The 12,349-nt window shown below is 70.3% G+C and carries 10 protein-coding genes and 1 riboswitch; of the genes, 8 read left to right on the forward strand and 2 right to left on the reverse strand.

Features of this window, described 5'->3' with window-relative positions:
- Positions 1–123: 123 nt before the first annotated feature.
- The 8 genes from AOK03_RS03810 (at position 124) to AOK03_RS03845 (ending at position 8,499) form a co-directional block, all read left to right on the forward strand.
- Positions 124–807 (forward strand): sigma-70 family RNA polymerase sigma factor, encoded by a 684-nt coding sequence (locus AOK03_RS03810; protein ID WP_055563701.1) that lies wholly within the window; start codon positions 124–126, stop codon positions 805–807.
- The gene (rsrA, locus tag AOK03_RS03815; RefSeq protein ID WP_055563702.1) at positions 804–1,115 is read left to right on the forward strand and encodes a mycothiol system anti-sigma-R factor; all 312 of its coding nucleotides are present in this window, start codon (positions 804–806) and stop codon (positions 1,113–1,115) included. The genes AOK03_RS03810 and rsrA overlap by 4 nt, the downstream gene beginning before the upstream one ends.
- A 129-nt stretch (positions 1,116–1,244) precedes the next feature.
- Complete coding sequence (locus AOK03_RS03820; protein ID WP_055563703.1) at positions 1,245–2,588, forward strand: HD-GYP domain-containing protein; 1,344 nt, start codon at positions 1,245–1,247, stop codon at positions 2,586–2,588.
- Positions 2,489–3,856 carry an HD-GYP domain-containing protein gene (locus AOK03_RS03825; RefSeq protein ID WP_079074456.1) on the forward strand — a complete coding sequence of 456 codons (1,368 nt, stop codon included), beginning with the start codon at positions 2,489–2,491 and terminating at the stop codon, positions 3,854–3,856. The genes AOK03_RS03820 and AOK03_RS03825 overlap by 100 nt, the downstream gene beginning before the upstream one ends.
- Before the next feature lie 148 nt (positions 3,857–4,004).
- Positions 4,005–4,985: a tetratricopeptide repeat protein gene (locus AOK03_RS03830; protein WP_055563704.1), complete on the forward strand. Its 981-nt coding sequence runs from the start codon at positions 4,005–4,007 to the stop codon at positions 4,983–4,985.
- Between the two features lie 63 nt (positions 4,986–5,048).
- Positions 5,049–5,699 (forward strand): peptide deformylase, encoded by a 651-nt coding sequence (def, locus tag AOK03_RS03835; RefSeq protein WP_055563705.1) that lies wholly within the window; start codon positions 5,049–5,051, stop codon positions 5,697–5,699.
- A gap of 302 nt (positions 5,700–6,001) precedes the next feature.
- Complete coding sequence (cyc1, locus tag AOK03_RS03840) at positions 6,002–7,126, forward strand: epi-isozizaene synthase (RefSeq protein WP_425264351.1); 1,125 nt, start codon at positions 6,002–6,004, stop codon at positions 7,124–7,126.
- On the forward strand, positions 7,123–8,499 hold the full coding sequence (locus tag AOK03_RS03845) for a bifunctional albaflavenone monooxygenase/terpene synthase (RefSeq protein WP_055563707.1): 1,377 nt from the start codon (positions 7,123–7,125) through the stop codon (positions 8,497–8,499). The genes cyc1 and AOK03_RS03845 overlap by 4 nt, the downstream gene beginning before the upstream one ends.
- Positions 8,500–8,566: 67 nt before the next feature.
- On the opposite strand, the gene AOK03_RS03850 is transcribed toward AOK03_RS03845, so the two are convergent.
- Entirely contained in the window at positions 8,567–9,589 is a 1,023-nt protein-coding gene (locus AOK03_RS03850; RefSeq protein ID WP_055563708.1) for a ribonucleotide-diphosphate reductase subunit beta, read from the reverse strand.
- A complete protein-coding gene (locus AOK03_RS03855) occupies positions 9,589–12,015 on the reverse strand; it encodes a ribonucleoside-diphosphate reductase subunit alpha (protein ID WP_055563709.1) in 2,427 nt (808 codons plus the stop codon). The genes AOK03_RS03850 and AOK03_RS03855 overlap by 1 nt, the downstream gene beginning before the upstream one ends.
- A 131-nt stretch (positions 12,016–12,146) precedes the next feature.
- Positions 12,147–12,269, reverse strand: a riboswitch (cobalamin riboswitch).
- Positions 12,270–12,349: the final 80 nt, after the last annotated feature.

Genomic DNA, 12,349 nt, shown 5'->3' on the forward strand with positions numbered 1-12,349 from the left:
CTGGAGTGGACGGTGCTGAGCGCACCCAAAACCGCATCTATTCGGGCGGCGCGGGGTACGGGTCGTCGTCTATCCTCCGATTCGAGTGGGGCTGCTTTCGGCCTCACCACGTCGTTGGAGGAGGTGGGTCCGGTCACTGGGACCGACGCAGGGACCGAGCACGGTCAGGCGGAGCAGCCCCGAGAGAGTTCGGAGAAGTCCGAGACGGCCGCGGAGCGCACGGCCCGCTTCGAGCGGGACGCGCTGACGTTCCTCGACCAGATGTACTCGGCGGCGCTGCGCATGACGCGCAACCCGGCGGACGCGGAGGACCTGGTGCAGGAGACCTACGCGAAGGCGTACGCGTCGTTCCACCAGTTCCGCGAGGGCACCAACCTCAAGGCCTGGCTGTACCGCATCCTCACGAACACGTTCATCAACTCGTACCGCAAGAAGCAGCGCGAGCCCCAGCGCAGTGCCGCCGAGGAGATCGAGGACTGGCAGCTGGCGCGTGCCGAGTCGCACATGTCCACCGGTCTGCGCTCGGCCGAGTCGCAGGCGCTGGACCACCTGCCCGACACGGATGTGAAGCGGGCGCTGCAGGCGATCCCCGAGGAATTCCGCATCGCCGTCTATTTGGCGGACGTAGAGGGCTTTGCGTACAAGGAGATCGCGGACATTATGGGGACACCCATCGGTACGGTGATGTCCCGACTGCACCGGGGCCGTCGCCAACTGCGCGGCATGCTGGAGGACTACGCCCGTGAGCGCGGGCTCGTCCCGGCGGGTGCCGGGGAGTCGAACGGAACGAAAGGCTCGGGCTCATGAGCTGCGAGGAGCCGCACGAGACTGACTGCAGTGAAGTCCTGGACCATCTCTATGAGTTCCTTGACCACGAGATGCCGGACAGCGACTGCACCAAGTTCGAGACGCACTTCGAGGAGTGCTCTCCGTGCCTGGAGAAGTACGGCCTCGAGCAGGCGGTCAAGAAGCTGGTGAAGCGGTGCTGCGGTCAGGACGACGTCCCCGTCGACCTGCGGGCCAAGGTGATGGGCCGCATCGACCTCATCCGCTCCGGGCAGGCCGTGCCCGAGCAGGACATCACGCAGGACACCACGGCCGCCTCGGACGCCTGAGCACCTCACTCGGGCTCCGCGCGGCCCGTTCTCCCCTCTCGTCACTCGAACGTGCTAATTAACGGCAGCCGGGCGCTGGCAGGGAGTGTCCCGTTCTAGTCTCCGGACCGGAACGGGGAGGAGAACTCCATGCGGTCGGTGCCGGTACGGGCCCGCGTCTACATCCTGTGCGTCGCCCTGGCCGGCGTGGCCTGCGCCGCGCCCGCCCCCGGCGCGCACCCCTCGTGGCCGGCCGTCGCGTTCCTCGCCGTCCTCTACGCGGGGTGCGAGCAGATCACCCGCTGCCGCCTGGTCGGCCGCCGCATCCCGCGCGGCTTCGGCACCTTCTTTCCCGTCCTGCTCGCCGGAGTGTTCCTGCTGCCGCCCTCGGCCGCCGCGCTCGTCGCGGTGCCCGGCGCGCTGCTCGCCCGCGTCGACCGGCACCCCCGGTGGGTGCGCCGCATCTGGCGCGCCGCCCAACTCGCCCTGGCCGCCTGGGCGTCGGCGCGCGTGTTCGTCGCGCTCGGCGGCCCGGCGGCCACCTCGGGGCCCGATTTCCCGTACGTGCTCGGGCCCGCCGGAGCCGCCGTGCTCGCCTTCTCCGCCGTGCTCACCGTGCTGGACGGCGGCGTCCTCGTGACCGCCGAACGCGTCCCCGTACGGACCGCCTGGCGGGGGCTCTTCGCGCGCTCGCTCGCGCCCGTCACCGTGCACGGACTCGCCGGTCTGATGATGGCGGTGCTCTGGACCAGTCCGTACGGCCCCACCTCCGCCCTGCTCGTGCTCCTGCCGATGGGCGTCTCCTGCTGGGCCTTCGCGCAGTACCACCGCGAGCGGGCCGCCCACCAGGCCACCATCCGGGCGCTCGTCCAGGCCGTCGACATCAAGGACAAGTACACCCGCGGCCACAGCGAGCGCGTCGGCCGCGCCTCCGTGCTGATCGCGCGCGAGCTGGGCATGGACGACGAGCGCGTCGAGGTGCTCCGGTTCGCCGGGATCCTGCACGACGTCGGCAAACTCGGGGTGCCCACCCGGCTGTTGCAGAAGGACGGGCCGCTGACGCCCGAGGAGCGGCGCATCATCGAGCTGCACCCCGAGTACGGCCACGAGATGGTGCGCGGCATCGGGTTCCTGGGCGAGGCGCGAGCGGCGATCCTGCACCACCACGAGCGGATCGACGGCAGCGGATACCCCTACGGACTCACGGGGCCGCAGATCCCGGAGTGCGCGCGGGTGGTGGCGGTCGCCGACGCCTTCGACGCCATGACGTCCACGCGGTCCTACCGGCGGGCCCGGCCCGTCGAGGTGGCCGTGGCCGAGCTCAACCGGTGCGCGGGCGCGCAGTTCGACCCCGAGATGGTCGGGGCACTGGCCCGCGCCCTCGACCGGTACGGATGGCACCCCGAGGTCACCGCGGACGTGCCGGACCAGGGCACGGCCGTGCCGTCCTCAGCCCTGCCCGCACCCGCGGCGGCCCGTCCGGCGGCCCGGTGAGGGCCCCGTCGCGCCTGCCCGCCGCGTTCGCCTGCCTGGCCGGACTGCTCGCCCTCGCCTCCCTCGTCTGGACCCTCTGGCACGGCATCACCGAAGGCCGGGCCGCCCTCGCCTTCGGCGTCCTGATCACTCTCGGTGAGCTGGCCCGGTGGGGGAGCGGAGGGGACAGGGAGCCCGCGCCGCTCGGTGCCGCGGGAGCCCTCGCGTACGCCCTGCTGGGCGAGAACTCGGGGCAGGCCACGCACCACGGGGTGCTGCAGGTGCTCGCCGTGGTCGTCGCGGCGGCCCTCGTCGGAGCGGTGCCGAACGTGGCACTCGGCCGGGGCCCCACGCTCGACCACATGGCGCGGCGCGTACTGACCGTCGGGTTCGCCGCCGCCTGCTTCCAACCCCTGTACAACTCCGGGAAGTTCGGCGAGTGGGTGGGGCACGGGCCGTACTTCGCGCTCGTCATCGTCGCCCTGCTCGTCCTCACCGCGCTCTGCGACGCCGTCCTCGCCGCCGTGACGGCGCACGCCCGCACCCGGTGGCCGTTCGGGCCGCTGCTGCGGGAGGAGCTGCGGGCGATGCTCGGCATCGGCTCCGCCGTCTGCGCGAGCGGCGCCGTGATGGCGCTCGCGGTGGCCGTGGCGGGGCTGTGGGCACTGCCCGTGTTCAGCCTCCCGCTGCTGCTCACCCAGCTGTCCTTCCGGCGGTACGCGGCGGTCCGGGCGACCTACCGGCAGACCATCGCCTCGCTGGCCAGGGCCACCGAGATCGCCGGATACACCCCGCAGGGCCACGCGCACCGCGTGGCCGGGCTGAGCCGGGCCGTGGGGCGTGACCTCGGTCTCGGTGAGTCGGACCTCACCGTCCTGGAGCACGCGGCGCTCATGCACGACATCGGCCAGCTCTCCCTGGTCGACCCCGTCCCCGCGGGCGCCACCGCCGCGCTTTCCGAGGCGGAACAGCGCCGAATAGCCCTGCTCGGCGGCGCCGTCGTCCGCCAGACCGGGGTGGACGCCGCCGTCGCCGTGGTCGTGGAGCGGCAGGCCGACCCGTACCGCGAACAGCCGCTCATCGCACGTATTGTGCGGACGGCGAACGCGTACGACGAGATGGCGCGGGGAGAAGGACCCTCAGGGGCGCTGGGCGGCCCGCTCAAGGCCCTGGAGAGGCTCCGCCTGGCGACGGGCCACGACTACCAGCCGGAAGTCGTGGAGTCCCTGGCGAGGGTCCTGTCGAGGGACGGCCTCACCCATGGCCTTACCTCGCGTCCCGCTGGGTAACCCATGGGTAATGAGCGGCCGTCCGACCGTCCGTGGTTGGATGCGAAGAAGACAGGAAAAGGGGCGCACGGGGGTACGGCCCCCGGCGCTGCGCCCCGACGAGAAGCGACCTACGGAAATCGTGGCAGGCGGGAATCAGGCGGGAATCGTGAGGATCTTCGGCAAGGGACGGCACCGGCCCTCCGCCTCATGGCGGCAGGCGACCGACCGCGCGTTCACGCTGATCGGCGACGGCCGGTACGAGGACGCGGGGGCCCTGCTCACGCGCGCGGCGGATCTCGAACCCTGGCTGTCCGAGTCCTGGTTCAACCTGGCCCTGCTGCACAAGTTCCGGCACGACTGGGAGCAGGCGCGCGCCGCCGGGCTGCGCGCCGTCGCGCTCCTGGACCGCTCCGCCGGCGCCCCCGACTGGTGGAACGTCGGCATCGCGGCGACCGCCCTGCAGGACTGGCCCCTGGCCCGCCGCGCCTGGCAGGCGTACGGCCTGCGGGTGCCCGGCGGTGTGGCCGCCTCCGGCGAGCCCACGGGCATGGAGCTCGGCAGCGCGGCCGTGCGGCTCTCCCCGGAGGGCGAGGCCGAGGTCGTCTGGGGCCGCAGGCTGGACCCGGCCCGCATGGAGGTCCTGTCCATTCCGCTGCCCTCCTCCGGGCGCCGCTGGGGCGAGGTCGTGCTGCACGACGGCGTCCCGCACGGCGAGCGGACGACGGGGGACGGGCACTCGTACCCCGTCTTCGACGAGATCGAGCTGTGGGCGCCCTCACCCGTGCCGACCTGGGTGGTCCTCCTGGAGGCCGCCACCGAGGACGACAGGGACGCCCTGGAGCGGCTCGCGGCCGACGCGGGCTTCGCCGCCGAGGACTGGTCGTCCTCCGTGCGGCTGCTGTGCCGGATGTGCTCGGAGTCCCGCATGCCGAGCGACGAGGGCGACGGGGAACACCTCGATCCGCACGACCACAGCGAGCCCGGTCACCCCGGCCCGCTCGGCCACCGCAGCCCGGGAGCGCTCTGGGTGCCGGAGCGCGAGTGCGGTCTCGCGGCGCCCGCGGCCCTGGTCCGCGGCCTCCTGGACGGCTGGGTGGCGGACAGCCCGGATTCCCGGGACTGGCGGGATCTCGAAGAGGTCTGCTGACACTTCGCCGTAGGCTGTACCGGCACAAACTCTTGAGGGTTCCAAGGAAGGCGTACGGCGGACATGGCGCAGGACACTGAGCAGCAGTACTCGAACGGGGTGCTCCCCGTCGACGACGAGGGCTTCGTCATCGACACCGAGAACTGCGAGGAGCGGGAGACGGCCTACCGCGAGCGCGGCACGTCCCGGCCGATCACGGTCGTCGGCAACCCCGTGCTGCACAAGGAGTGCAAGGACGTCACGGCCTTCGACGACGAGCTGGCCAAGCTGGTCGACGACATGTTCGCGACCCAGCGCGTCGCGCAGGGCGTGGGCGTGGCCGCCAACCAGGTCGGCGTCGACCTCAAGGTCTTCGTCTACGACTGCATGGACGACGACGGCGTGCGCCACGTCGGAGTGATCTGCAACCCGGTGCTCCAGGACCTGCCCGCCGACAAGCGCCGCCTGGACGACTCGGGCGAGGGCTGCCTCTCGGTCCCGACCGCGTACGCCCCGCTGGCCCGCCCGGACTACGCCGAGGTGACCGGCCAGGACACCGAGGGCAACCCCATCAAGGTGCGCGGCTCCGGCTACTTCGCGCGCTGCCTGCAGCACGAGACGGACCACCTGCACGGGTACCTGTACATCGACCGCCTCTCCAAGAGGGAGCGCAAGGACGCACTGCGGCAGATGGAAGAGGGCACCCCGCGCTACCCCGTGGTGGCCAACGACTGACCTCCGCGGCGCCTGAGCGGCGCGGGAACCGCGTGACGCGAGCGGCCCCTGGTACAGGAACTCTCTCCTGACCAGGGGCCGTTCGCATGACCGCTCGCCTGTGCGAGCAAATCAAGCTGTCAGTGATCCATATTCAGTCACGTACGGGGATGTTCTCGGCACTGGGGGGTAGTGAATGGCGCAAATCTGTTCCCTGAACGGTCAGTTGTGGTGCTGAATGGAAAGCGCGGGGATACGCAACGGCGCGCGCCCGGCACGGCGGGAGGGGCGCGTGTCCTCAGGCGGCTGAAAGGGGTTTGTTCGTGCGTGCATATTCCGGGAGCACTTCACAGACACATCCGCACACGCGGCCACGTTCACCGGCGGTATCCGTACCGCCGGCACTGGCCGTTCCCATGATCGAAGCAGCGTTCCCTCGCCGACTGCATCCGTATTGGCCAAAGCTTCAGGAGAAGTCCAGGACCTGGCTGCGCGAAATGCGGCTGATGCCCCCGGACAAGGTCGAGCGGTACGCGGACAGCCTCTGCTACACGGATCTGGTGGCGGGCTACTACATTGGCGCGCCGGACGCGTTGCTGACCGCGATAGCGGACCTCAGCAGCTGGTTCTTCGCGTGGGACGACCGGCACGACCGGGACTCGGTGCACGACAGGGCGGCACAGTGGCGGCGGCTGTGCCGGGGCCTGCACGGCACCCTCAACGAGCCCCGGCAGTACCTGCACCACAAGGACCCGTTGGTGGCGGGCTTCGCGGACTGCGTGCTGCGCCTGTACTCCTTCCTCGGTCCCAGCTGGAACGCCAGGTTCGCCCGGCACTTCCACCCGGTGATCGACGCGTACGACCAGGAGTTCCGAAACCGGCGCTGCGGCACCGTGCCGACGGTCGAGGCGTACATAGAGCTGCGCCGGCTCACGTTCGCGCACTGGGCGTGGATCGACCTCCTGGAGCCCACCGCGCGGTACGAGCTGCCGGACCCGGTGCGCAAGCACCCCGCGTACCGTCGTGCGGCACGGGCGACCCAGGACTTCTCGGCCTGGTACAACGACCTGTGCTCGCTCCCGAAAGAACTCGCGGGAGACGAACTGCACAATCTCGGAATCAGTCTCATCCAGCACGAGGGAATGACGCTCGAAGAGGCCGTACGGGAAGTGCACAGGCGCGTCACTGATTGCGTCATGGAATTCATGCAGGCGGAACGGGAAGTCCTGCAATTCGCCGATGAATTGGCGGACGCGAGTGAGCGGGACGGGGAACTCGCGGACGCGGTGAAATCGTGCGTCTTCAACATGCGGAACTGGTTCTCTTCCGTTTACTGGTTCCATCACGAATCCGGACGCTATCGGGTGGACAGCTGGGACGACAGGTCCATGCCCCCCTATGTGACGGAAGAAGCCCTGGCGGAAAACGAACTGGTAGGTGAGGAATGAGCGTCGAATCCGCAATACCCGCTCCCCCCGCGTCGGGCCCCGATCCGTTGCGTACCCCGCCTGTCGTCCGCGGTGGCGCCCCGTTGCTCGGCCACGCATGGAACCTGGTGCGTGATCCGCTCGGATTCCTCTCCGCGCTGCGCGACCATGGGGATCTCGTCCGGATCAGGCTGGGACCCAGGACGGCGTACGTGGTGTGCGACCCGGAGCTGGTCGGCGCCCTCCTGAAGAACCCCGAGTACGTCGTCGGCGGGCCGCTCTGGGACACCCTGGAGGTGCTCCTCGGCAAGGGCGTGGCGACCAGCAACGGCAAGCTGCACCGGCGCCAGCGCCGCATGATGCAGCCCGCGTTCAGGCCGGAGCGGATCGCCGACTACGCCAAGGTGATGGAGGAGGAGGCCCGCGCCACGGCGGGCCGCTGGCGGCCGGGCGCCACGGTCGACGTGAGCGCCGAGATGTTCCGCACGGCCGTGCGCATCGTCTCGCGCTCGCTCCTGGAGGTCGACTCGATAGGGGACAAGGCGGACCGGATCGCCGACTCGCTGCACACCGTCTTCGACGGCCTCTACCGCCGGATGGTGCTCTCGGTCGGCCCGCTCCACCGCGTGCCGACCCCCGCCAACCGGCGGTTCGAGAGCGCGCTGGCCGATCTGCACGCGCTCGTCGACGAGATCGTCGCCGAGCGCCGGGCGGCCGGCCCCGGCGGGCCCGATGATCTCCTCGCCGAATTGCTGCGGGCCAGGGACGAATCAGGGGAGCCGATAGCCGACCAGGAGATCCACGACAACGTGGTTTCGCTCGTCGTGGCGGGTGCGGAGAATGTGGCGTCGACGCTGGCCTGGACGTTCCATCTGATGACCGAACACCCGGACCAGGAAAGGCGGTTGGTTGAAGAGGTAAATTCCGTCGCCCCGGGTCGCGCGATCACATTCGCCGATCTCAAGGACCTGCCGCACCTCCGCAATGTCGTCACGGAGGCGATGCGCATACGGCCGGCCGCTTGGATATTCACGCGCCGGTCCGTGGCCGAAACCGATCTGGGCGGCTATCGCATTCCGGCGGGCGCCGACATCGTCTACAGCGTGTACGCGATGCAGCGCGACCCGCGTTCCTTCGAGCGGAACCTGGAGTTCGACCCCGACCGGTGGAATCCGGAACGGGCAGCTGACGTACCGGAGTTCGCGATGATGCCGTTCAGCGTGGGCAACAGGAAGTGCCCCGGCGACCACTTCAGCCTGGCCGAACTCGCCCTGATCCTCGGGACGGTGGCCCCGAAGTGGCGCCTGGAGCGCGTCGCGGAGACCGACGCCAGCACCCAGGTCGGCATCACCCTGCACCCCAAGCGGCTCGTCCTGCGGGCCACGCCGCGCTGACCCGCCAAGGTGCCCGCCCCCGTCCGGCAGAACGGGAGCGGGCACCTGGGGCGCGTCCGGAACGCGTCTAGAACTCGTCGTCGAACGAGACCGAGCCCTCCACCGCGACCTGGTACGCCGAGGGCCGCCGCTCGAAGAAGTTGGTCAGCTCCTGGACGCCCTGCAGCTCCATGAAGGAGAACGGGTTCTCCGAGCCGTAGACCGGCGCGAAGCCGAGGCGCTGCAGACGCTGGTCGGCGACGCACTGCAGGTACTCGCGCATCGAGTCGGTGTTCATGCCGGGCAGGCCGTCACCGCACAGGTCGCGGGCGAACTGCAGCTCGGCCTCGACGGCCTCCTTCAGCATGTCGGTGACCTGTTGCTGGAGCGCGTCGTCGAAGAGCTCGGGCTCCTCCTTGCGGACCGTGTCCACCACGTCGAAGGCGAAGCTCATGTGCATCGTCTCGTCGCGGAACACCCAGTTGGTGCCGGTGGCCAGGCCGTGCAGCAGGCCGCGGCTGCGGAACCAGTACACGTACGCGAAGGCACCGTAGAAGAAGAGCCCCTCGATGCACGCGGCGAAGCAGATGAGGTTGAGCAGGAAGCGACGGCGGTCGGCCTGCGTCTCCAGACGCTCCAGCTTCTCGACCGAGTCCATCCACTTGAAGCAGAACTCGGCCTTCTCGCGGATGGAGGGGATCTCCTCGACCGCGTCGAAGGCCGCCGCGCGGTCCTCCGGGTCGGGCAGATAGGTGTCGAGCAGCGTCAGATAGAACTGGACGTGCACGGCCTCCTCGAAGAGCTGACGGCTCAGGTACAGCCGCGCCTCGGGGGAGTTGATGTGCTTGTAGAGCGTCAGCACCAGGTTGTTGGAGACGATCGAGTCGCCGGTCGCGAAGAACGCGACGAGCCGCCCGATCATGTGCTGCTCACCGGGGCTGAGCTTGGCGAGGTCGGCGACGTCCGAGTGGAGGTCGACCTCCTCGACGGTCCAGGTGTTCTTGATCGCGTCCCGGTAGCGCTCGTAGAAGTCGGGGTAGCGCATGGGGCGCAGGGTCAGCTCGAAGCCCGGGTCGAGGAGGTTCTTCTCGCTGTTCGTGGTGGAGCTCATTACTGGCAGGCCTCGCAGGACTCGGGGTTTTCCAGGGAGCAGGCGACGGCGTCGGGGTCGGCGACCTGCTGGGGGACGGGGGCCGCGGCGGTGGTGTTCGAGCCGCCGGCCGCGCGGGCGATGCGCGTCGCGGGGCGCGAGCGCAGGTAGTACGTGGTCTTCAGGCCGCGCTGCCAGGCGTACGCGTACATCGAGGAGAGCTTGCCGATGGTCGGCGTCTCCAGGAAGAGGTTGAGCGACTGCGCCTGGTCGAGGAAGGGGGTGCGGTCGGCGGCCATGTCGATCAGGCCGCGCTGCGGGATCTCCCACGCCGTGCGGTACAGCGCACGGACCTCCGCGGGCACCCAGTCGAAGCCCTGCACCGAGCCGTTGGACTCGCGCAGCGCCTCACGGGTCTTCGCGTCCCACAGGCCGTGCCGCTTCAACTCCTCCACCAGGTAGGAGTTGACCTGGAGGAACTCGCCGGACAGCGTCTCGCGCTTGAAGAGGTTGGAGACCTGCGGCTCGATGCACTCGTAGACACCCGCGATGGACGCGATGGTCGCGGTCGGCGCGATGGCCAGCAGCAGGGAGTTGCGCATGCCGGTGGCGGCGATACGTTCCCGCAGCGCCGCCCAGCGCTCGGGCCAGGTCAGCTCCACGCCGTAGTGGTCGGGGTGCAGCACGCCGCGCGCGGTGCGGGTCTTCTCCCAGGCGGGCAGGGGCCCGTTGCGCTCGGCGAGGTCGGCGGACGCCTCGTACGACGCGAGCATGATGCGCTCGGCGATGCGCGTCGAAAGGGCGCGCGCCTCCGGGGAGTCGAAGGCCAGCTTGAGCTGGAAGAAGACGTCCTGGAGGCCCATCGCGCCGAGGCCCACGGGGCGCCACTTGGCGTTGGAGCGCCCGGCCTGCTCGGTCGGGTAGAAGTTGATGTCGACGACGCGGTCGAGGAAGGTGACCGCGGTGCGGACGGTGTCGTCGAGCCGCTCCCAGTCGATGTCCTGGGCGGCCGGGTCGACGAAGGCACCGAGGTTCACCGAGCCGAGGTTGCAGACGGCCGTCTCCCCGTCGTCCGTCACCTCCAGGATCTCCGTGCAGAGGTTGGAGGAGTGCACGGTGTGGCCGGGCTCCGCCGTCTGGTTGGCGGTGCGGTTGGCGGCGTCCTTGAAGGTCATCCAGCCGTTGCCGGTCTGCGCCAGGGTGCGCATCATGCGGCCGTACAGGTCCCGGGCCGACATGGTCTTCTTGGCGAGCCCGGCGGCCTCGGCCTTGCGGTAGGCGGCGTCGAACTCCTCGCCCCACAGGTCGACGAGGTCGGGCACGTCGGCCGGCGAGAACAGCGACCAGTCCTGGTCGGCGGCGACGCGGCGCATGAACTCGTCGGGGATCCAGTGCGCGAGGTTGAGGTTGTGCGTGCGGCGCGCGTCCTCACCGGTGTTGTCGCGCAGCTCCAGGAACTCCTCGATGTCGGAGTGCCAGGTCTCCAGATAGACCGCGGCCGCGCCCTTGCGGCGCCCGCCCTGGTTCACGGCGGCGACGGAGGCGTCCAGGGTCTTCAGGAACGGCACGATGCCGTTGGAGTGCCCGTTCGTGCCGCGGATCAGGGAGCCGCGGGAGCGGATGCGGGAGTAGGAGAGCCCGATGCCGCCCGCGTGCTTGGAGAGCCGCGCGACCTGGTGGTAGCGGTCGTAGATGGAGTCGAGCTCGTCCAGCGGGGAGTCGAGGAGGTAGCAGGACGACATCTGCGGGTGCCGGGTGCCGGAGTTGAAGAGGGTCGGCGAGGACGGCAGGTAGTCCAGGCGGCTCATCAGGCCGTACAGCGCGGCGACTTCGTCGACGGCGCGGGCGCTCACCGTCTCTGCATCAGGCACAGTCTCGGCGAGACCGCTCGCCACGCGCAGCATGAAGTGCTGCGGGGTCTCGATGACCTGGCGGGTGATCGGGTGGCGCAGCAGGTAGCGGCTGTGCAGGGTGCGCAGGCCGAAGTAGCCGAAGCGGAAGTCGGCGCCGTCGGCGAGCGCGGTGTCCACGAGCGCGTCGAGCCGGGCCGCGTGGGCGCTCACGAAGTCGGCGGTGCGGTCGGCGATCAGGCCCTCGCGGTGGCCGACGACGATCGACTCGGTGAAGGAGCGCACGCCCTGGGAGGCGGCCTCGGCGGCGATGGAGAGGGTGAGCAGCCTGGCCGCGAGCTTCGAGTACGCGGGGTCCTCGGAGATGAGCCCCGCGGCCGCCTCGGTCGCGAGGGTCCGCAGCTCCGCCTCGTCGGCCCTGGCCGAACGGCCGCGCAGCGCGGCGGCGGCGACCCGGCCGGGGTCGGCGTCGGGGAGGTCGGCGGTGAGGTCGGTCAGGGTGCGCAGCAGTGCGGTCCCTGGCCCGTCGGTACCCGCAGTGCTGTCGGTGGGCTGCGGTGCCCGCGCTGACGCAGGTTCGGCAGGCGCGATGGTCACGTGGAGCTCTCCCTCGCTCGGCTCTGGGCCTGGGGGAGGGGATGGCACACACGGGCGCACCCGGGCAGGGCGGCGTACCGCGTCCACCGGCCCATTCCACGAGGCCCGGACGGTCGGCACCCGGATCGGACGACACGGGTGCACTGCCGGCAGGTCTTCGGACTCCGCGTACGACAAATGCGTACACGTCTACCGTTGCGGGACAGTTCCGGACTTGCACCGGATTCCCCTGCGGCGACAGCGAGCACGAGCATACATCTTGTGTCGGCTCACTGAAGCAGGCCCACATCTTGTGTCGGATCGCAGGGGTGTACGACGAAGGGCCGCCGGGAAG

Origin of the sequence: Streptomyces atriruber (genome assembly GCF_001418325.1) — a bacterium.
Taxonomy (GTDB): Bacteria; Actinomycetota; Actinomycetes; order Streptomycetales; family Streptomycetaceae; genus Streptomyces; species Streptomyces atriruber.

Coding starts and splice junctions, on each gene's coding strand:
- rsrA (WP_055563702.1), top strand. CDS start 804: ATGAGCTGCGAGGAGCCGCACGAGACTGACTGCAGTGAAGTCCTGGAC.
- AOK03_RS03820 (WP_055563703.1), top strand. CDS start 1,245: ATGCGGTCGGTGCCGGTACGGGCCCGCGTCTACATCCTGTGCGTCGCC.
- AOK03_RS03825 (WP_079074456.1), top strand. CDS start 2,489: ATGGCACCCCGAGGTCACCGCGGACGTGCCGGACCAGGGCACGGCCGT.
- def (WP_055563705.1), top strand. CDS start 5,049: ATGGCGCAGGACACTGAGCAGCAGTACTCGAACGGGGTGCTCCCCGTC.
- AOK03_RS03845 (WP_055563707.1), top strand. CDS start 7,123: ATGAGCGTCGAATCCGCAATACCCGCTCCCCCCGCGTCGGGCCCCGAT.
- AOK03_RS03850 (WP_055563708.1), bottom strand. CDS start 9,589: ATGAGCTCCACCACGAACAGCGAGAAGAACCTCCTCGACCCGGGCTTC.